We start from the raw sequence: 18,534 nt of genomic DNA on the forward strand, positions 1-18,534 counted from the left end.
CAGGGCAGGGGAAACCTGCCCCTTTCATCTGTCCTCAAATATCCCGGGGGTGCGGGGGCTGGCCCCCGCCTTCCGCCCGTTCCGCAAGCGCCGCGATCAGAGAATCTCGACCCGGTAGCTTTCGATCACGGTATTGGCCAGCAGCTTCTCGCACATCGCCTTGACCTCGGCCTCGGCGGTGGCGGCCTCGGTGGCGGCCAACTCAAGCTCGATCACCTTGCCCTGCCGCACGCCGGTCACCCCGGCAAATCCCAGCGACCCCAGCGCATGGCGGATCGCTTCCCCCTGCGGGTCCAGCACGCCGGTCTTGAGCATGACGGTAACGCGGGCTTTCATGGGCAGTCCTCCGGGGCAGGGATGGCGATCCCATACCGCCGCCGGGCGCGCGGGGCAAGGCCCGGTAACGATGCCGCGCGCCAAGGCCGCCCCCCTTGCGCCCGGCCGCGCATCGCCCGATCCTGCGGATGAAACCGGAGTCTGCCATGACCGATCCCCGCACCGTCTATCTGTCCGATTACCGCCCCTACAGCCATCTGGTCGATCAGGTCGACCTGACCGTCCGGCTGGCCCCCAGGGCCACCCGCGTCGATGCGCGGCTGCACCTGCGCCCGAACCCCGCCGCCCGGGGCCGCCATGTGCTGCGGCTGGATGGCGAAGACCTGCGGCTGGTCTCGGTCCGTCTGGACGGCACGCTTCTGGACCTGACGCCCGATGACACCGGCCTGACCGTGCCCGCCGACCTCTTGCCCGAGGCGCCCTTCGTGCTGGAAACCACGGTCGAGATTTCGCCCGAAACCAATACCGCGCTGGAAGGGCTTTACATGTCGAAGGGCATGTATTGCACCCAGTGCGAGGCCGAGGGTTTCCGCAAGATCACCTTCTACCCCGACCGCCCCGATGTGATGGCGCCCTTCAAGGTGCGCATCGAAAGCGATCTGCCGGTGCTTCTGTCGAACGGCAACCCGGTGGCCAGCGGCCCCGGCTGGGCCGAATGGCACGATCCCTGGCCCAAGCCCGCCTATCTTTTCGCGCTGGTGGCGGGCGATCTGGTGGCGCATCGCGACAGCTTCACCACCCGCTCGGGCCGCGCCGTCGATCTGGCGGTCTGGGTCCGCGCCGCCGACATCGACCGCTGCGCCTATGCGATGGACAGCCTGATCCGCTCGATGAAATGGGACGAAGACACCTACGGCCGCGAATACGATCTGGACGTGTTCAACATCGTCGCCGTCGATGATTTCAACATGGGCGCGATGGAGAACAAGGGGCTGAACATCTTCAACTCCAAGCTCGTGCTGGCCAGCCCGGAAACCGCCACCGACGACGATTACGCCCGCATCGAGGCGGTGATCGCCCATGAATACTTCCACAACTGGACCGGCAACCGCATCACCTGCCGCGACTGGTTCCAGCTTTGCCTCAAGGAAGGGCTGACCGTCTTCCGCGACCAGCAGTTCTCCGGCGACATGCGCAGCCATGCCGTGAAGCGGATCGAGGATGTGCTGACCCTGCGCGCCCGCCAGTTCCGCGAGGATCAGGGACCGCTCGCCCATCCCGTCCGGCCCGAGAGCTTTGTCGAGATCAACAACTTCTACACCGCCACGGTCTATGAAAAGGGCGCCGAGATCATCGGGATGCTCAAGCGGCTGGTGGGCGATGACGGCTATGCCCGCGCGCTTGACCTGTATTTCGACCGCCACGACGGCCACGCCGCCACCATCGAAGACTGGCTCAAGGTGTTCGAAGATGCCACCGGCCGCGACCTGACGCAGTTCAAGCGCTGGTATTCCGAAGCCGGTACCCCCCGTGTGACGGTCAGCGAAGCGTGGAATCCCGGCCCGCAGGGCGGCACCTATACGCTGACGCTGACGCAGGTGAACCCGCCCACGCCGGGCCAGCCCGACAAGGGGGCCAAGGTCATTCCGGTCGCCGTGGGCCTGCTGAACCCCAATGGCGACGAGGTGGTGCCCACCACCGTTCTGGAACTGACCAAGGGCAGCCAGAGCTTCCGCTTCGAAGGGCTGGCCGCGCGGCCGATCCCGTCCATCCTGCGCGGCTTTTCCGCCCCGGTGGTGCTGGAACGCGCCGTCAGCGCACAGGAACGCGCTTTCCTGCTGGCCCATGACACAGACCCGTTCAACCGCTGGGAAGCGGGCCGGTCGCTGGCCCGTGACATGCTGGTGGCGATGGTCGCCAAGGGGGCAGGGGTCTCGCCCGCCTGGGCCGAGGCGCTGCCGCAACTGGTGCTGGATGACAGCCTTGATCCGGCCTTCCGCGCGCTGGCCCTGCGCCTGCCGGCCGAGGATGACATCGCCCAGACCCTGCACGCCGCCGGCACCGTGCCCGACCCCGACGCGATCCGCGCCGCCCGCCGCGCGGCAGCGACGGCGCTGGCGCAGCGGCTGGCCCCGCATCTGCCGGGGCTGATCGCCGGGCTGACCGACAGCGGTCCCTTCACCGCCGATGCGCGGGCCGCCGGGCGGCGGGCGCTGAAAACCGCCGCGATCCAGCTTCTGGCGCGTGTCGATGGCGGGGCCGCGGCCGAAGCCGCCTATGCCACCGCCAACAACATGACCGAAGAGGTCGGCGCGCTGGCGGCGCTGCTCGACATCGGCAAGGGCGCTGCGGAACTGGCGCGGTTCGAAACCCGCTGGTCCGGCAATGCGCTGGTGATGGACAAGTGGTTCGCGTTGCAGGTCGCGCTGGCCGCGCCCGATCAGGCCGCCGCCGTCACCCGCCGCCTGACCGAGCGCCCCGATTTCGACTGGAAGAACCCCAACCGCTTCCGCGCTGTCATCGGCGCCCTGTCCGGCAATCACGCGGGCTTTCACCATGCCGGCGGCGACGGGTATCGCACCGTGGCCGACTGGCTGCTGAAACTTGATCCGCTGAACCCGCAGACCGCCGCCCGCATGTCCACCGCTTTCGAAACCTGGCGGCGCTACGATGCCGGGCGTCAGGCGCTGGCGCAGGCCGAACTGCGGCGCATTCTGGCGGCGCCGGGCCTGTCGCGCGACCTGTCGGAAATGGCGGGGCGGATGCTGGCGGGCTAAGGGGCCGGGCCGGCCTCAGCCGGCCTGGCACCATTCCTGAACGCGGGTCCAGGCGGCCATGTCGGCCCGCTTGTCGGCCTTGCGGAAGGGCATCCAGTCCCGGCCCACGCCCCGGTTTCCGGGGCCGGCAACCACGCCGTCGCGGCCCACGTCATCGGCCAGGATTTCCACCGCGCAGGCCAGATTGGCGCTGCCGTCCTTCAGGGCGCCGGCGCTTTGCGCCTCGCAGCCCTGGTCGCGGGCGGTGCGGGGCGAAATCTGCATCAGCCCCATATAGCGCCCGCCGCCGCCCGCCGCCTTCGGGTTCCAGCCGCTTTCGTGCTTGGACACGGCGCTCAGCACGCCCACCCAGAAGGCGCGGCGTTCCTCAAGGCTGGCCTTGGCATAGCCGGGGCACCAGGTGGCAATGTCGGCGGGCACGCGCTCGGCCAGCACGTCATCCTTTTCGGCCACCGCGTTCATCGCGGCCTTGGTCCAGTGCATCGCCTCGGGGCGGTGGTCCCAGCGCATCACCGGGGGCGCCTCGGGTTCCTTGGCGCTGCTGACGCAGGCCGCCAGCAACGGCAGAAGGGCAAGACAGGCCGCCCGGCACAGGGAGGGGCGCAGCACGGCGGCGCGGGCAGGGCGGCGCGAACCGGCCTTTGCGGCGCCTTGGGCGAGTGTGGTCAACGTCAAGGGTATGTCCAATGGCAGTTGGCTCTGGCGGCTCCTATACCGCCGACAGGCCCGTCCACCAAACCGCCGGCCGGCCGATGCGCGGGAATCTGCCACCCGTGGCCATCGCGCGCCCTCTTGCCCCGCGCCGCCCTGCGGCCTAAACGCAAGGGATCAAGCCCGGAACACCGGAAGGATGCCATGCTCGACCTGACCTTTGCCACGCCCAAGCCCAAAGTCATTCAGGGTGCCAAGCACGATTGGGAACTGGTGATCGGGATGGAAATCCACGCCCAGGTGGCCAGCAACGCCAAGCTGTTCTCGGGCGCCTCCACCACCTTCGGGGCGGAACCGAACACCAATGTCAGCTTCGTCGATTGCGCGATGCCCGGGATGCTGCCCGTGCTCAACGAATTCTGCGTGGAACAGGCGGTGCGCACCGGGCTCGGGCTCAAGGCGCAGATCAACCTGACCTCGGCCTTCGACCGCAAGAACTACTTTTACCCCGACCTGCCGCAAGGCTACCAGATTTCCCAGCTTTACCACCCCATCGTGGGCGAGGGGGAAGTGATCGTGGAAATGGGGCCGGGGATTGCCCGTCTGGTGCGGATCGAACGCATCCACCTGGAACAGGATGCCGGCAAGTCGATCCATGACATCGACCCGAACCTGTCCTTCGTGGACTACAACCGTACCGGCGTGGCGCTGATGGAAATCGTCAGCCGCCCCGATATTCGCGGCCCCGAAGAAGCCGCCGCCTATGTCGGCAAGCTGCGCCAGATCCTGCGCTACCTTGGCACCTGCGACGGCAACATGCAGAACGGCAACCTGCGGGCCGACGTGAACGTGTCCGTCTGCCGGCCGGGCCAGTATGAGAAATACCAGGAAACGCAGGATTTCAGCCATCTCGGCACCCGCTGCGAAATCAAGAACATGAACTCGATGCGGTTCATCCAGCAGGCCATTGAGTATGAGGCCCGCCGCCAGATCGCCATTCTGGAAGACGGCGGCAGCATCGTGCAGGAAACCCGCCTCTACGATCCCGACAAGGGCGAAACGCGGTCGATGCGGTCCAAGGAAGAGGCGCATGATTACCGCTACTTCCCCGACCCCGACCTTCTGCCGCTGGAAATCGAACAGGCCTGGGTGGACGGCATCGCCGCCACCATGCCCGAACTGCCTGACGCCAAGAAGGCCCGCTTCATGGCCGATTTCGGCCTGACCGATTATGACGCCTCGGTGCTGACCGCCGAACTGGACGCCGCGCGCTATTTCGAAGCCGTGGCGCAGGGCCGTGACGGCAAGCTGGCCGCGAACTGGGTCATCAACGAACTGTTCGGCCGGCTCAAGAAGGAAGGGCAAGAGATTGCCGACAGCCCGGTTTCGGCAGCCCAACTGGGCGGCATCGTCGAACTGATCAGCGCCGGCACCATTTCGGGCAAGATCGCCAAGGATCTGTTCGAAATTGTCTGGACCGAAGGCGGCGATCCGGCGGCCATCGTCGAGGCGCGCGGCATGAAGCAGGTCACCGACACCGGCGCGATCGAGGCGGCGGTGGATGCCATCATCGCGGAAAACCCCGCGCAGGTGGAAAAGGCCAAGCAGAACCCCAAGCTGGCCGGCTGGTTCGTCGGGCAGGTGATGAAGGCCACCGGCGGCAAGGCCGCCCCGGCCGCCGTCAACGATCTGGTGATGAAGAAGCTGGGTCTCTGATCCCGCCCCCGGCGCCGGCCCCGCAGGCCGGCGCTGACGGCCTCGTCATTTGCCTGTTGCGGGCAAAGGCCATACCGTGTTGTCCGCCGTAGCCCCCGGAGTTCCTGATGCAGCAGTTCGAATATCGGGTCGTGCCCGCCCCGCGCCGTGGCGAAAAAGCCCGCGGGGTAAAGACCACGGAAGAACGCTTCGCGCTGGCCCTGACCACGGCGATGAACGAAATGGCCGCCGAGGGCTGGGAATATGTGCGCGCCGATGCGCTGCCCTGCGACGAACGCGCCGGGCTGACCGGCACCAAGACCACGGTTCAGAACCTGCTGGTGTTCCGCCGCGCGCTGCGGCGGGGCGGCGATGTCTGGCCCGAGGTCGATGAAGAGATGGACGAACCCGTCCTGCGCGCCCCTGTGGTGACGGCCCGTGTCGAGGCCCCCGCCGCCCGTCTGGGCGCCACCGCCACCGCGCCCGAAGGGGCCGCCCCGGCACTTGGCCCGGCGCGCGACTGACCCTCAGCCGCCCGCTGCCCGCAAGGCTTGCGGCAGGATTTCCTCAACCACATCCAGCGCGGCCTCGGGGCCAAGGCTGATCCGCAGGCAGCGGTCCAGCGGCGCCACGCCCGGCATACGGATGAACAGGCCCCGCTCCTGACAGCCGGCCAGCACGGCGCGGGCGAAATCGCCGTCGCGCCCGGTGTCAATCGTGACGAAATTGGTGGCCGAGGGCAGGGGCTCCAGCCCGTTCGCCCGCGCAATGCGCCCCATCCGGTCGCGTCCCGCCTCGATATTGCGGCGGATCTGCGCCAGCCAGTCCTGATCGCGCAACGCCTCCAGCGCGCCGATCTGGCCGATCCGGCCCATGCCGAAATGGTCGCGCACCTTGTCGAAGGCCAGCGCAAGGCCGGGTTCGGCAATGGCATAGCCCACCCGCGCCCCCGCCATTCCATAGCCCTTGGAAAAGGTGCGGAAGCGGATGACCTGCGGATGATCGGCCGCAATCGCCGGAATCGCCTCGGGCGGGGCCAGGTCGGCATAGGCCTCGTCCAGCAGAAGCAGGGTCTCGGGCGGCAGGTTGGCCACCAGATCCTCGATAACGCGGCCGGGGTGGTGGCTGCCCATCGGGTTGTCGGGGTTGGCCAGATACAAAAGCCGCGCGGTCTGCGCGCCAGCGGCGGCCAGCAGCGCGGCCGGGTCTTCGTGGCGGCCCGCATAGGGAACGCGCGTCAGCGCCCCGCCATAGCCCGCCACATGGAAGTTGAAGGTCGGATAGGCGCCCAGACTGGTGACGACCGGCGTGCCCGGTTCTAGCGTCAGCCGGCACAGCAGGCCCAGCATCGTGTCGATCCCGCCGCCCACCACAATGTTCTCGGGCTTGCAGCCGTGATGCCGGGCCAGCGCCTGCTTCAGATCATGGTTTTCCGGGTCGGCATATTTCCACACCTCGGCGGCGGCGGCCTGCATGGCGGCCAGCGCGCGGGGCGAGGGGCCGAACAGGCTTTCATTCGCCCCAAGCCGCGCACGGAACGCACGGCCCTGCCGCCGTTCCAGCGTTTCGGGGCCGGTGAACGGCACGGTCGAGGGCAGGGCGGCGGCGTGATGTGTCAGAAAGCGGCTCATGCCGGTTTGGTGGCATGGCAATCGGGGCTGCGCAAGGGTGATGCCTTGCGCAACCCGCCGCCCGGTCAGCCCAGATCGGCCAGCCGCTTCAGCGCCGCATCCACCTTGGCGGCCTCGTCCTCGCGCGCCTCAAGGTTGGACTTCGCTTCCTCCACCACATCCTCGGGCGCGGATTTGACGAAGTTCGGGTTGTCGAGCCGGCCTTTCAGCCCGCCGATTTCCTTGCGCAGCTTGTCCAGCGTCTTTTGCAGACGCGCCTTTTCTTCCGCGATGTCGATCAGCCCGGCCAGCGGAATGGCAAAGGCCGCGCCTTCCAGCGCCAGCGCGATGGCGCCCTTGGGGGCGGGGCCTTCGGCAAAGCTGTCAATCCGCGCCAGCCGCCGGATGATGGCTTCGTTCCGCTCCCAGGCGGCGCGGGCGGCGGCGGAAAGCTCGGTCGCCACAAGGTCGATCTTCAGGCCGACCGGCACATGCACCTGCGCCCGGGCCGAACGGATTTCCTCGATCAGCCCGGTGACAAAGCCCATTTCGGCCTGCGCATCCGCCTGCACCAGATCCAGCCCGTAGGTCGGCCAGTCGGTATGCACCAGCAGCTTGGCGCGGGTGCCGGTGGTGCCCCACAGGTCTTCGGTGATGAAGGGCATGAACGGGTGCAGCAGAATCATCGACTGGTCCAGCACCCAGGCCATGGTGGCGCGGGTTTCCGCCGCATCCGGGCCGTCGAACAGCGGCTTGGCGAATTCGACATACCAGTCGCAAACCTTGCCCCAGACGAAGCGATACAGCGCATCCGCCGCCTGATCGAAGCGGAAGTCGGCCAGCGCCGCGTTCACTTCGGCCAGCGTGCGGGCGGTCTCGCCAATGATCCAACGGTTCGCCGTCGCCTTGGGGGCGGGCGGCGCGCTTTGGGTGGCATGGCCCTCCCAGACGCCGTTCATCTCGGCAAAACGGCAGGCGTTCCACAGCTTGGTGCCGAAGTTGCGGTAGCCGGCGATCCGGCTGGTGTCCATCTTCAGCACGCCGCCAAGGCTGGCCATGGCCGCATTGGCAAAGCGCAGCGCATCGGCGCCGAATTCGTCGATGATCTCCAGCGGGTCGATGACATTGCCCAGCGACTTCGACATCTTCTTGCCCTTGGCGTCGCGCACAAGGCCATGCAGATAGACGGTGTGGAACGGAATTTCGTCCACCACGGCAAGCTGCATCATCATCATCCGGGCAACCCAGAAGAACAGGATATCCTGCCCGGTGATCAGCACCGAGGTCGGGAAATAGCGTTGCAACTCGGGCGTCTGCTCGGGCCAACCCAGCGTGCCGATGGGCCAGAGGCCGGAGGAGAACCAGGTGTCAAGAACGTCGGGGTCGCGCCAGACAGGGTAGGTCAGGCGCGTTGCATCCTGATCCACCTCATAGGCCGCAAGTGAGGCGGCAAGGGCCTCGGCTGCGGCGGCGCGGTCGGCCACTTCCACGATACGGGCATGGTTCAGCGGATGCGGCAGCGCGGCCAGATCGTCGCGGAAGCGGTCAGAGACGGCGGTGAAATCGGCCGCACACTGCGAGGAGGTCTCGCGCGCGACAGGCCCACCGTCGCCCAGAACGCGCAGGATTTCCACATTGTCCAGCGCCTGATCGCCTTCATCATCGGTAAAGCCGGGGGCGGAAAGGTCGAAGCCATACCACACCGGGATCTGATGCCCCCACCAAAGCTGGCGGCTGATGCACCAGGGTTCGATGTTTTCCAGCCAGTGATAATAGGTCTTCTCGCCGCTTGGCGGGATGATCTTCGTCTTGCCCGTCCGCACCGCGTCCAGCGCCGGTTCCACGATCTTGGCGGTGTCCACGAACCACTGGTCGGTCAGCATCGGCTCGATCACCACTTTTGATCGGTCCCCGAAGGGCTGCATGATCGGCTTCGCCTCGACATAGGGCACCCGTTCCAGGTGTTCCGCGCCGGTTTCCTTGTCGACCGATTTCTGCAGCACGGTAACGGCCAGACCTTCGGCGTTGATCTGCTCGACCACGCGCTTGCGCGCCTCGTAGCGATCCAGCCCGCGCAGGTCGTCAGGCACCAGGTTCAGCGCGTCGATCTCGGCTTCCGACAGGGCAAAGGGCTGCTCCGCGATGCCGGGCGTTGCATAGCCTTTGGCCACCAGCCAGGCCCGCGACAGGCGCTGCGCGATCGCGGCCGCCTGATCATAGGGCAGGCCATCGGCCCGCATCTGCGCGCGGGTGTCCATCAGCCGGTAACAGGGAATGTCGTTGCGGGCGGCGACGCCATAGTCGTTGAAGTCATGCGCGCCGGTGATCTTGACCGCGCCCGAACCAAAATTCGGATCGGGATATTCGTCGGTGATGATCGGGATCAGGCGGCGGTGTTCCTTCGGCCCAACCGGGATTTCGCAAAGTTTCCCGACGATTGGCGCGTAACGCTCATCTGATGGATGAACCGCGACGGCGCCGTCGCCCAGCATGGTTTCAGGCCGCGTGGTGGCGATGCTGATGTAATCGCGTTCCTCTTCCAGGATCACGCGCCCCCCGGCATCCTTCTCGCGGTAGATATAGGTCTCGCCCCCCGCCAGCGGATACTTGAAGTGCCACATATGGCCGGCCACCTCGGTCTGTTCGACCTCAAGGTCCGAAATGGCGGTCTCGAAATGCGGGTCCCAGTTCACCAGCCGCTTGCCGCGGTAGATCAGGCCCTTGTTGTAAAGATCGACAAAGACCTTGATCACCGCGTCGTGGAAGTTGCCTTCCTCGCCCTCGGGCGCACCGGGGGCGCCCGACATGGTAAAGGCCTCGCGGTCCCAGTCGCAGCTTGCGCCAAGCCGCTGCAACTGGCCGATGATGGTGCCGCGCGACTTGCGCTTCTGGTCCCAGACCAGCCCGGTGAATTCCTCGCGGGTGAAATCGCTGCGGCGGCGGTTGGTTTTCGCCAGCTCGCGTTCCGTCACCATCTGCGTCGCGATGCCCGCATGGTCGGTGCCGGGCTGCCACAGCGTATCGTCGCCCCGCATCCGGTGCCAGCGCACCAGAATGTCCTGCAGGGTGTTGTTGAAGGCATGGCCCATATGCAGGCTGCCGGTGACATTCGGCGGCGGGATCATGATGGAAAAGGCGGGGTGTCCGGGCTTGGCATTGGCCCCGGCCGCGAAGGCCTTGCTCTCAAGCCACAGCTTCGAGAGGCGGGCCTCGGCCTCGGCGGCGTTGAAGGTCTTTTCCATCGGCATCTGGCGTCTCCCGTGTGCTGCGCGGGATTTAGCCCTTGCGGGGCGCAGGGGCAAGTTGCCCGCGTGCGCCCCGCCCTGTTGCCGCCGCGATCAGGCCGCGCGGCGGCGGTCGGCCTCGGCCCAATGCGCCATCTGGTCGGCCAGCGCCTTGCCACAGGCCGGGCGGCCGGTGGCGCGGGCCAGATAGGCCTGCAATCCCGGCAACCCGTCCAGAAAGCCGTGTGCCGCCGGGATGCGCAGGATGTCGGCCATCAGCAGATCGGCCACGGTGAAGCGGTCCGCGACCAGCCAGTCCTTGCCCGCCAGCGCGGCCTCAAGCTGGCCCAGCCTTTGCCCCAGCAGCACGGCTTCGCGGGCGGCGGCCTCGTCATCCTTGCGGAACAGCTTGGCCACCACCCAGAACATCGCCCAGACCTCGACCGAGTTCAGCCCCGCGATCACCCATTGCAGCACGCGGGCGCCATCGTCGCCTCCGGGCAGAAGCGGCGTGTCGCGGGCCAGATGCAGCAGGATTGCGCCGCTTTCGAACAGCACCAGATCCCCGTCGCGCACAAAGGGCACCTGCCCGAAGGGCTGCTGCGCGAAATGCTCGGGCGTCTTGTCCATCAGCGGCGTCGTCTCCACCCGGTAGGGGCGGCCGATCTCCTCGAGCAGCCAGCGCACGCGCAGGTCGCGGACATGGCCGCGCGGGCTTTGCGGCACCCAGTCATAGGTGGTCAGGGTGACAGGGCCGGTCATCCCTGCGGCCCCACCACGCCAAAGACCGCGCCCTGCGGGTCTTGCGCGATGATGATATAGGCCCCGCCCGGCACCTCGACCGGCCCGTGCAGCACCTGCCCGCCGCCGGCCAGCACCGCCGCCTTGGCGGTGTCAATGCCGGGGGCACCGAAATAGGGCAGCCAATGCGGCGGCACGCCGGGCGGCGCCATCAGCCGCATCATGCCGCCGATGTCGGCGCCTTCCCGCGCGAACAGTTGATAGGTGCCCATTTCGCCCATCGGCATGGCGGTGGACGGCGTCCAGCCCATCAGATCGCCGTAAAACGCCAGCGCGGCCTCGGGCGCGGTGGTGTTCAGCTCATGCCAGTTGCCATGACCGGATTTCTTCTGGTCAAAGGCGCTGCCTTGCTGGCCGGGCAGGGGCTGCAACAGGCCGAAGGCCGCGCCCTGCGGATCGGTCACGATGGCAAAGCGGCCGGTGCCCGGAATATCGGCCGGGGCGCGATGCACCGCACCCCCCAGCGCCGTGATGCGGGCCACGGTCGCGTCGCAGTCGTCCACCGCGAAATAGACCAGCCAGAAACAGGGCATCGGCGCGTCCGGCTGCATCAGCCCGGCGACCATCGCCTTGTCCATCATGGCCAGGATGTAGGAAAACCCCTCCATCCCGGCATCCTGAAAGCCCCAGCCCAGCACCGGGCCATAAAAGGCCTGCGACGCCGCAACCTCGGGCGTTGCCAGTTCATACCAGCAGGGGGCACCTTGAACGCTCATCTCTCAGACTCCGGCGCTGAAGATCGGGGTGAAGCCGCCATAGATCATCCGGCGGCCGTCGAAGGGCATTTCCACCTGCTCATGGGCAGGGTCTTCCATCATCTTCTTGTAGGCCGCATCGCGGGTGGCCTTGTCGGGCCAGGTCAGCATGGCAAAGACCACGGTTTCCTCGGGCGTCGCGGCGACCGCGCGGAAGAAGTCGGTCTGCTTGCCGGGCGGCACATCGTCGCCCCAGCCCACGACCAGACTCAGCGCCCCCATTGCCTTGAACTGGGGCCAGAACTCCTCCTCATGCTGGCGATAAACCTCGCGGTTCGCCGTCGGAACCGGAATCACGAAACCATCCAGATAGGCCATCACACCCTCCCTTCACTCTTGTATCGCGCAGGGTGGCGGCTATAGTTATAAAAAGCAACTGAAAGTTATGTAATATGACCAGGCCGAACCGGCGGTCCTATGACGAAGGCTGCATCGCCGCCCATGCGCTGGATCTGATCGGCGACCGCTGGGCGCTGCTGGTGGTGCGCGAACTGATGCTGGGTCCGCGCCGCTTCGGGGCGCTGCGGGCGGGCCTGCCGGGCATCAGCGCCAATGTGCTGACCCAGCGGCTGGAACAACTGGCCGCTGCGGGCATCCTGCGCCGCGAGGATCTGCCCGATCCCGAAAAGATCACGCTTTACCGCCTGACGGCGGCCGGGCAGGGGCTCTGGCCGGTGATCCGCGCCCTGTGCCGCTGGGGGGCGGGGATGCCGGGCCATGATCCGCGCCTGTTCATCAGCCCCACGGCGCTGATGTTGTCGATGCGCGCGATGTGCGCGCCGGTGCGGACCGCCACGCACAAGGCGGTGTTCCGTCTGGCCGAGGACAGCTTCACCATGGACATCGCCTCCGGGGCCTGCCGCGTGGCGCGGGGCGACGATCCGGCGGCGCCCCTGCGCTTTGAAGGCGGCACCAACGCCATGGCGCGCGCGATCTACGGCCCCGAACCGCTGGCGGTCACGGCGGCCGGCGTCATCGGCTTTTCCGGGGATCCGGCCGAAGGGCAGGCCTTCGTCAACCTGTTCGCGCTGCGCCCCGCCGGGTGATCGTCACACCGCCCGGTCGATCTTGGTCGACAGGTGGATCAGGCTTTCCGAGGATTTCACCCCGGTCATGGCGCCGATCTGGTCCAGCACCTGATCCAGCACCTGCGTATTGGGGCAGGCGATCTGCAACAGAAAGTCGAATCGCCCCGAGGTGGTGAAGACGCGCTCCACCTCGTGAATCGCCTTCAGCCGGGTCAGAATCGCGCCTTGCGCCCGCGGCTCGATCGTCAGCAGAACCGAGGTGCGCAGCCGCCCCTCGCGCGCGGTTTCGCCCAGTTTCAGCGTATAGCCGACGATCACACCGTTGGTTTCAAGCCGTTCCAGCCGGGCCTGGATCGTGCTGCGCGCGACTTTCAGCCGCCGCGCCAGCGTGGCCACCGACATGCGGGCGTCGGCGCCCAGCAGGCCGATGATGTTGCGATCCAGTTCATCCATGCAATCTGCTTTCCGATTTCGTCATTCTGACGATGTTTCAAGGCAAATATATAGTTTCTTCCGGTGAAGATGTCACCCATATCGCGCATCCTCACTGCAGGAAAAGGGCGGCTCATACGCACCTGGCCTGGTTCAAGGAAACCACGCTGGTGCCCGCACCCCCAGACTGCACGGGGCAAAGGGCGATGCGTCTTCATTGGCAGAAAGGATACGCCGATGGGACTGTCCAAAACGATCTGGACCAATCCGACCGAATACCTCCGCACCGAAGCACCGGAGAACCCGGTGCTGTTCTTCGCGCCCACCGTGGTGCAGGCGAACGCCCGCCGCTTCATCGACGGCTTTCCCGGCATGGTGACCTATGCGGTCAAGTCGAACCCGGGCGAAGAGATGATCGAGAACCTCGCCGCGGCGGGTGTGCGCGGCTATGACTGCGCCAGCGCCTTCGAGATCGACCTGATCCGCCGCCTCGCGCCCGATGCGGCCATCCATTACAACAACCCCGTCCGCTCGCGCGCCGAAATCGCCCATGCGGTCGCGCGCGGCGTCAAGTCCTACAGCGTGGACTCCCGCACCGAACTGACCAAGCTGATCGAACTGGTCCCCGCCGAGGGCACCGAGATCAGCGTGCGTTTCAAGCTGCCGGTCGCCGGTGCGGCCTACAACTTCGGCGCCAAGTTCGGCGCAACCGAGGAACTGGCGGCCGAGCTGCTCAAGGTTGTCGCGGCGGCGGGCTTCGTGCCCTCGCTGACCTTCCACCCCGGCACCCAATGCACCGACCCGCACGCCTGGGAATCCTACATCCGCGAAGCCGCCCGCATCGCGGCCGATGCCGGCGTGACCATTGCCCGGCTGAACGTCGGCGGCGGCTTCCCCAGCCACCGTATGCAGGCCGTCCTGCCCGATCTTGAGGCGATTTTCGCCCTGATCGACCGCGTGGCGACCGAAGCCTTCGGCGAGAACCGCCCGCTTCTGGTCTGCGAACCGGGCCGGGCGCTGTGCGGCGATGCCTTCACGCTGGCCGCACGGGTCAAGGCGGTGCGCGATGGCGACCATGTGTTCCTGAACGATGGCGTCTATGGCACGCTGACCGAACTGCCGCTGATCGGCGTGATCGACCGTATCCAGGTGGTCGATGCCGAAGGCACGCCGCGCAAGGGCAAGCTGAAGCCGCGCATCGTCTTCGGCCCCACCTGCGATTCGGTTGACCGCCTGCCGGGCGAAATCGCGCTGCCCGCCGGTCTGGCCGAGGGCGATTATCTGATCTGGCACGGCATGGGGTCTTACTCGGTGGTGACCAACAGCCGCTTCAACGGCTTTGGCGATCTGCAGATGGCCACGGTCCTCAGCCTCAAGGTCTGATCCGCCCCGCCTTCTGGAAAGCCCCCGCCCGGACATCCCGGCGCGGGGGCTTTTCCTTTGCGCGGCGCGCCGGCCCTTTCATCTGTCCTGAAATATCCCGGGGGTGCGGGGGCAGCGCCCCCGCGGCCGGCGGTCAGCCCAAAAGCCAGGCCGCGCCCAGCACCAGCCCGATCAGCACCGGCTGGTGAATCAGATAGATCGCCAGCGAATGCTGTCCCGGCCAGGCCAGCCGGCGCAGAAGCGGCGTCGCGGGCAGGGCCAGATGCGGCCAGAGGCCAAGGAAGCTGAAGATCTTGCCCAGTGCGATCCCGCCCAGAAAGGGCGCGAACCAGGGGAAGAACGGCTCATAATCCGCGGTGATCGGCACCCGCCCCGACAGGCCGGTCCAGATCAGCCAGCCGTCAAAGGCAGGATGCGCCCAGACATAGGGCAGGGCGAAAACCCCGGCCGCCACCGCCAGCACCCCCACGGCGGGCAGGCGCAGGAACAACAGCCCCACCAGCGACGACACGGCGATGGAATGAAGGATGCCGTAGAAGATGGTCAGGCGCGGCTCTCCCAGCGCCGAGAAGGTGGCCCAGGTGACCAGCGTCACCAGCCCCGCCGTGCCGCCGATCTTGACCAGCCGCCGCCAGAAGGCGGGCCAGCGGATGCCCTGTCCATGCGCCATCCACAGCGACAGCCCGGCCAGGAAAATGAACGATCCGGCCACGATCCGGGCATGGTACCAGAACCAGCCGGTCACGGCGGTGCCGGGGGCCACCAGGCCGAACAGCTCCAGGTCATAGGTGAAGTGAAACGCCACCATGCCGGCCAGCGCCGCCGTGCGGGCAAGGTCAATGACCAGATACCGTTCCTTCGTCACCCGTGCCCCCCGCAATACTTGCCGCGCATCCTGCCCCGTGCCCGGCCGGACCGGAAGGGGGCAAAGCAGAAAGGGCGGCCCCGCGGACCGCCCCTCCCATTCGCTCCGGTTCCCTTCGCGCCCGCCTCAGCGGTGGCGAACGTCGACATAGTCGCGGTGTTTCGGCCCGATATAGAGCTGCCGCGGCCTGCCGATCTTCTGGTTCTTGTCGGCGATCATTTCTCGCCACTGCGAAATCCAGCCGATCGTGCGCGAAATCGCGAAGATCGGGGTGAACATCGAGGTGGGGAAGCCCATCGCCTCAAGGATGATCCCCGAGTAGAAATCGACGTTGGGGTAAAGTTTCTTCGAGATGAAGTATTCGTCCGAAAGCGCGATCCGCTCCAGCTCCTTGGCCACCTGAAGCAGCGGGTTGTTGTGAACCCCCAGCAGCTCCAGCACCTCGTCGGCCGATTCCTTCATCACCTTGGCGCGCGGGTCGAAGTTCTTGTAGACCCGGTGGCCAAAGCCCATCAGGCGGAAGCCCGAATTCTTGTCCTTGGCCTTGGCAATGAATTCCGGGATACGGTCAACCGTCCCGATTTCCTTCAGCATTTCCAGGCAGGCCTGGTTGGCGCCGCCATGCGCCGGGCCCCACAGGCAGGCAATGCCCGCCGCGATGCAGGCAAACGGGTTGGCGCCCGAAGACCCGGCCAGACGCACGGTCGAGGTCGAGGCGTTCTGTTCGTGGTCCGCATGAAGCATCATGATGCGGTCCATCGCCTTTTCCAGCACCGGCGAGACCACATAGTCCTCGGCCGGGATGGCGAAGCACATGTTCAGGAAGTTGCCGGCATAGGAAAGCGAGTTCTTCGGATAGACGAAGGGCTGGCCGACCGAATATTTGTAGGCCATGGCGGCGATGGTCGGCAGCTTGGCGATCATGCGGATCGCGGCAACCTCGCGCTGCCAGGGATCGTTGATGTCAAGGCTGTCATGGTAGAAGGCCGACATCGCGCCCACCACGCCCACCATGGTGGCCATCGGGTGGCTGTCGCGGCGGAACCCGCGGAAGAAATAGTGCATCTGTTCATGCACCATCGTGTGCCGCGTCACCCGGCTGGTGAAATCGGCCAGTTGGCTGGCGGTCGGCAGCTCTCCGTAAAGCAGCAGGTAGCAGGTTTCGAGATGGGTCGATTTATCGGCAAGCTGTTCGATCGGATAGCCGCGATAAAGAAGTTCGCCCTTGTCGCCGTCGATATAGGTGATCGTGCTTTCGCAAGCGGCGGTCGAGGTGAAGCCGGGGTCATAGGTGAAGATGTCGGCGTCACTGTAGAGCTTGCGAATATCGACGACATCGGGGCCAAGGGTGGGGTGCAGGACCGGAAGGTCGAATTCCTTGCCGTCCAGCGTCAGCGTCGCTTTTCTGTCTGCCATTCGTCTCACGTCCCCCGTGTCGGGCCCGGCCGCCAAAGGGGCGGCGGGCCGGTTGTCCTGTCACGCCCCGCAGCGGGGCGCAGAGCCAAGGCCGGGGACGGGGGCAGCCTCAGGCTGCGGCGTCCGAAAGCCTTGCGATCGTCTCGTCCCGACCGATGGCAAGCATCATGTCGAAGACCGAAGGCGTCACGCTGCGGCCTGCCAGGGCGGCCCGAAGCGGGGCCGCCAGCTTGCCGAATCCGATGCCGTTTTCGGCGGCGATCTCGTTCAGGATGGTCTCGAGCGTGTCTTTCGTCCAGCTAGCATTTTGCAAGCGCGGCGTCAATGATTTCAGTATACCACGGGATACCGTATCCAGCGAAGCCGCCGCCTTCTCATCCGGCACGATGGGCCGTTCGGCCAGTGCAAACTGCGCCTTTTCAAGCAGTTCCGGGAAGGTCTTCGCACGTTCCTTCAGCGCCGCCATCGCCGGCACAAGCCGTGTACGCTGCTGCACCGTCAGCCCGGGCTGGCCCGCGGCGGCCAGATAGCCCTCAAGTTCATGCAGCAGTGCGGCATCCTCGGTCATCGCGATGTGATGGCCGCAGGTGTTTTCCAGCTTCTTGAAATCCAGCCGCGCCGGCGCGCGACCGATTCCCTCCAGCGTGAAGACCCGCATCGCCTCTTCGCTGGTGAAGATTTCCATGTCACCATGCGCCCAGCCCAGCCGGGTCAGGTAGTTGCGCATCCCGCTCGCCGGGTAGCCCATGGCCTGGTACTCCTCCAGCCCGGTCGCCCCATGCCGCTTTGACAGCTTCTTGCCGTCGGGTCCGTGGATCAGCGGGATGTGCGCCCAGACCGGCACGGTCCAGCCCATCGCATCATAGACCATCTGCTGGCGGGCGGCGTTGTTCAGGTGGTCGTCGCCCCGGATCACATGGGTCACGCCCATGTCATGGTCGTCCACCACCACGGCCAGCATGTAGGTGGGCGTGCCGTCGCTGCGCAGGACGATCATGTCATCCAGCGTTTCGTTCTTGATGACCACGCGGCCCTGCACCTGATCGTCGATCACCGTCTCGCCCGTGCGCGGCGCCTTCATGCGGATCACATAGGGCGCGTCGGGGTGGCTGGACGGGTCGGCATCACGCCAGGGCGACAGGAACACCGGATAGCTGACACCGCGCGCCTTTTCCGCCTCGCGGAAGGCCTCGATCTCGGCGGCGGTGGAAAAGCACTTGTAGGCGGTGCCCCGCGCCAGCATCTCATGCGCCACCTCGGCATGGCGATCCTTGCGCTCGAACTGGCTGACGACATCGCCGTCCCAGTCCAGCCCCAGCCAGGTCAGCCCCTTGAGGATGGCCTCGGTCGCTGCCGGGGTTGATCGTTCCCGGTCGGTATCCTCGATCCGCAGCAGGAACTTGCCGCCCCGGCCGCGCGCGAACAGCCAGTTGAACAGCGCCGTCCGGGCACCGCCGATGTGCAGATAGCCGGTGGGCGAGGGCGCGAAGCGGGTGACCACATCGGAGCGGGCCTCAGAGCGCATGGGCATTCTTGCATTAACCTTTCGGAAACCAGGATCTGGGATGACGGGAAGGGCCGGTCAGCCGGCGTTGCGGGCATTTAGACGGCAAGGACGGGG

16 protein-coding genes are annotated in these 18,534 nt (G+C 66.6%); 5 read left to right on the top strand and 11 right to left on the bottom strand.

Annotation, left to right across the window (positions count from 1 at the left end; genetic code table 11):
* Positions 1-96: 96 nt before the first annotated feature.
* Positions 97-336: a phosphoribosylformylglycinamidine synthase subunit PurS gene (purS, locus tag C5F44_RS14800; RefSeq protein ID WP_107674324.1), complete on the bottom strand. Its 240-nt coding sequence runs from the start codon at positions 334-336 to the stop codon at positions 97-99.
* A 146-nt stretch (positions 337-482) separates the two neighbouring features.
* Between purS and pepN the strand changes: the two genes are divergently transcribed.
* Positions 483-3,053 (top strand): aminopeptidase N, encoded by a 2,571-nt coding sequence (gene pepN, locus C5F44_RS14805; RefSeq protein ID WP_107674353.1) that lies wholly within the window; start codon positions 483-485, stop codon positions 3,051-3,053.
* 15 nt (positions 3,054-3,068) lie between these two features.
* Here the strand turns inward: pepN and C5F44_RS14810 are convergent, their stop codons facing one another.
* On the bottom strand, positions 3,069-3,620 hold the full coding sequence (locus tag C5F44_RS14810) for a lytic transglycosylase domain-containing protein (protein ID WP_412917554.1): 552 nt from the start codon (positions 3,618-3,620) through the stop codon (positions 3,069-3,071).
* A gap of 288 nt (positions 3,621-3,908) precedes the next feature.
* Here C5F44_RS14810 and gatB point away from each other — a divergent pair, with 288 nt between their 5' ends.
* Together gatB and C5F44_RS14820 are read left to right on the top strand one after the other, a co-directional pair.
* The gene (gene gatB, locus C5F44_RS14815) at positions 3,909-5,420 is read left to right on the top strand and encodes an Asp-tRNA(Asn)/Glu-tRNA(Gln) amidotransferase subunit GatB (protein WP_107674325.1); all 1,512 of its coding nucleotides are present in this window, start codon (positions 3,909-3,911) and stop codon (positions 5,418-5,420) included.
* 107 nt (positions 5,421-5,527) lie between these two features.
* Positions 5,528-5,923, top strand: a complete 396-nt coding sequence (locus C5F44_RS14820; protein ID WP_107674326.1) for a DUF4177 domain-containing protein — start codon at positions 5,528-5,530, stop codon at positions 5,921-5,923.
* A 3-nt stretch (positions 5,924-5,926) separates the two neighbouring features.
* Here C5F44_RS14820 and C5F44_RS14825 read toward each other — a convergent pair whose 3' ends face one another.
* The 5 genes from C5F44_RS14825 to C5F44_RS14845 form a co-directional block, all read right to left on the bottom strand.
* Positions 5,927-7,030 carry a pyridoxal phosphate-dependent aminotransferase gene (locus C5F44_RS14825; RefSeq protein ID WP_107674327.1) on the bottom strand — a complete coding sequence of 368 codons (1,104 nt, stop codon included), beginning with the start codon at positions 7,028-7,030 and terminating at the stop codon, positions 5,927-5,929.
* A gap of 65 nt (positions 7,031-7,095) precedes the next feature.
* Positions 7,096-10,257, bottom strand: coding sequence for a valine--tRNA ligase (locus C5F44_RS14830; protein ID WP_107674328.1), 3,162 nt, complete (start codon positions 10,255-10,257; stop codon positions 7,096-7,098).
* 90 nt (positions 10,258-10,347) lie between these two features.
* Complete coding sequence (locus C5F44_RS14835; RefSeq protein ID WP_107674329.1) at positions 10,348-10,995, bottom strand: glutathione S-transferase family protein; 648 nt, start codon at positions 10,993-10,995, stop codon at positions 10,348-10,350.
* Positions 10,992-11,750 carry a VOC family protein gene (locus tag C5F44_RS14840; RefSeq protein WP_107674330.1) on the bottom strand — a complete coding sequence of 253 codons (759 nt, stop codon included), beginning with the start codon at positions 11,748-11,750 and terminating at the stop codon, positions 10,992-10,994. Before C5F44_RS14840 ends, C5F44_RS14835 begins: the two co-directional genes overlap by 4 nt.
* 3 nt (positions 11,751-11,753) lie before the next feature.
* The gene (locus tag C5F44_RS14845; protein WP_107674331.1) at positions 11,754-12,107 is read right to left on the bottom strand and encodes a DUF1428 domain-containing protein; all 354 of its coding nucleotides are present in this window, start codon (positions 12,105-12,107) and stop codon (positions 11,754-11,756) included.
* Between the two features lie 74 nt (positions 12,108-12,181).
* Between C5F44_RS14845 and C5F44_RS14850 the strand changes: the two genes are divergently transcribed.
* Positions 12,182-12,835, top strand: a complete 654-nt coding sequence (locus C5F44_RS14850; RefSeq protein WP_107674332.1) for a winged helix-turn-helix transcriptional regulator — start codon at positions 12,182-12,184, stop codon at positions 12,833-12,835.
* 3 nt (positions 12,836-12,838) lie between these two features.
* On the opposite strand, the gene C5F44_RS14855 is transcribed toward C5F44_RS14850, so the two are convergent.
* Positions 12,839-13,270: an Lrp/AsnC family transcriptional regulator gene (locus tag C5F44_RS14855; protein WP_107674333.1), complete on the bottom strand. Its 432-nt coding sequence runs from the start codon at positions 13,268-13,270 to the stop codon at positions 12,839-12,841.
* 216 nt (positions 13,271-13,486) lie between these two features.
* On the opposite strand from C5F44_RS14855, the gene C5F44_RS14860 reads away from it, so the two are divergent.
* Positions 13,487-14,632 carry a type III PLP-dependent enzyme gene (locus C5F44_RS14860; protein ID WP_107674334.1) on the top strand — a complete coding sequence of 382 codons (1,146 nt, stop codon included), beginning with the start codon at positions 13,487-13,489 and terminating at the stop codon, positions 14,630-14,632.
* Positions 14,633-14,765: 133 nt separating this feature from the next.
* On the opposite strand, the gene C5F44_RS14865 is transcribed toward C5F44_RS14860, so the two are convergent.
* The 3 genes from C5F44_RS14865 to gltX all read right to left on the bottom strand — a co-directional run bounded on the left by C5F44_RS14865 (position 14,766) and on the right by gltX (position 18,438).
* Positions 14,766-15,497: a heparan-alpha-glucosaminide N-acetyltransferase gene (locus C5F44_RS14865; protein WP_235822643.1), complete on the bottom strand. Its 732-nt coding sequence runs from the start codon at positions 15,495-15,497 to the stop codon at positions 14,766-14,768.
* 126 nt (positions 15,498-15,623) lie between these two features.
* Positions 15,624-16,913 (bottom strand): citrate synthase, encoded by a 1,290-nt coding sequence (locus C5F44_RS14870; protein ID WP_107674335.1) that lies wholly within the window; start codon positions 16,911-16,913, stop codon positions 15,624-15,626.
* Positions 16,914-17,022: 109 nt separating this feature from the next.
* Positions 17,023-18,438, bottom strand: coding sequence for a glutamate--tRNA ligase (gene gltX / locus C5F44_RS14875; protein WP_107674356.1), 1,416 nt, complete (start codon positions 18,436-18,438; stop codon positions 17,023-17,025).
* Positions 18,439-18,534: the final 96 nt, after the last annotated feature.

It is taken from the genome of Fuscovulum blasticum DSM 2131, from assembly GCF_003034965.1.
GTDB classification, from domain to species: domain Bacteria; phylum Pseudomonadota; class Alphaproteobacteria; order Rhodobacterales; family Rhodobacteraceae; genus Pseudogemmobacter; species Pseudogemmobacter blasticus.

Excerpts from the sequence above, each read along its gene's own strand:
- purS (WP_107674324.1), bottom strand. The coding sequence starts at position 336 with ATGAAAGCCCGCGTTACCGTCATGCTCAAGACCGGCGTGCTGGACCCG.
- pepN (WP_107674353.1), top strand. The coding sequence starts at position 483 with ATGACCGATCCCCGCACCGTCTATCTGTCCGATTACCGCCCCTACAGC.
- gatB (WP_107674325.1), top strand. The coding sequence starts at position 3,909 with ATGCTCGACCTGACCTTTGCCACGCCCAAGCCCAAAGTCATTCAGGGT.
- C5F44_RS14820 (WP_107674326.1), top strand. The coding sequence starts at position 5,528 with ATGCAGCAGTTCGAATATCGGGTCGTGCCCGCCCCGCGCCGTGGCGAA.
- C5F44_RS14825 (WP_107674327.1), bottom strand. The coding sequence starts at position 7,030 with ATGAGCCGCTTTCTGACACATCACGCCGCCGCCCTGCCCTCGACCGTG.
- C5F44_RS14830 (WP_107674328.1), bottom strand. The coding sequence starts at position 10,257 with ATGCCGATGGAAAAGACCTTCAACGCCGCCGAGGCCGAGGCCCGCCTC.
- C5F44_RS14835 (WP_107674329.1), bottom strand. The coding sequence starts at position 10,995 with ATGACCGGCCCTGTCACCCTGACCACCTATGACTGGGTGCCGCAAAGC.
- C5F44_RS14840 (WP_107674330.1), bottom strand. The coding sequence starts at position 11,750 with ATGAGCGTTCAAGGTGCCCCCTGCTGGTATGAACTGGCAACGCCCGAG.
- C5F44_RS14845 (WP_107674331.1), bottom strand. The coding sequence starts at position 12,107 with ATGGCCTATCTGGATGGTTTCGTGATTCCGGTTCCGACGGCGAACCGC.
- C5F44_RS14850 (WP_107674332.1), top strand. The coding sequence starts at position 12,182 with ATGACCAGGCCGAACCGGCGGTCCTATGACGAAGGCTGCATCGCCGCC.
- C5F44_RS14855 (WP_107674333.1), bottom strand. The coding sequence starts at position 13,270 with ATGGATGAACTGGATCGCAACATCATCGGCCTGCTGGGCGCCGACGCC.
- C5F44_RS14860 (WP_107674334.1), top strand. The coding sequence starts at position 13,487 with ATGGGACTGTCCAAAACGATCTGGACCAATCCGACCGAATACCTCCGC.
- C5F44_RS14870 (WP_107674335.1), bottom strand. The coding sequence starts at position 16,913 with ATGGCAGACAGAAAAGCGACGCTGACGCTGGACGGCAAGGAATTCGAC.
- gltX (WP_107674356.1), bottom strand. The coding sequence starts at position 18,438 with ATGCGCTCTGAGGCCCGCTCCGATGTGGTCACCCGCTTCGCGCCCTCG.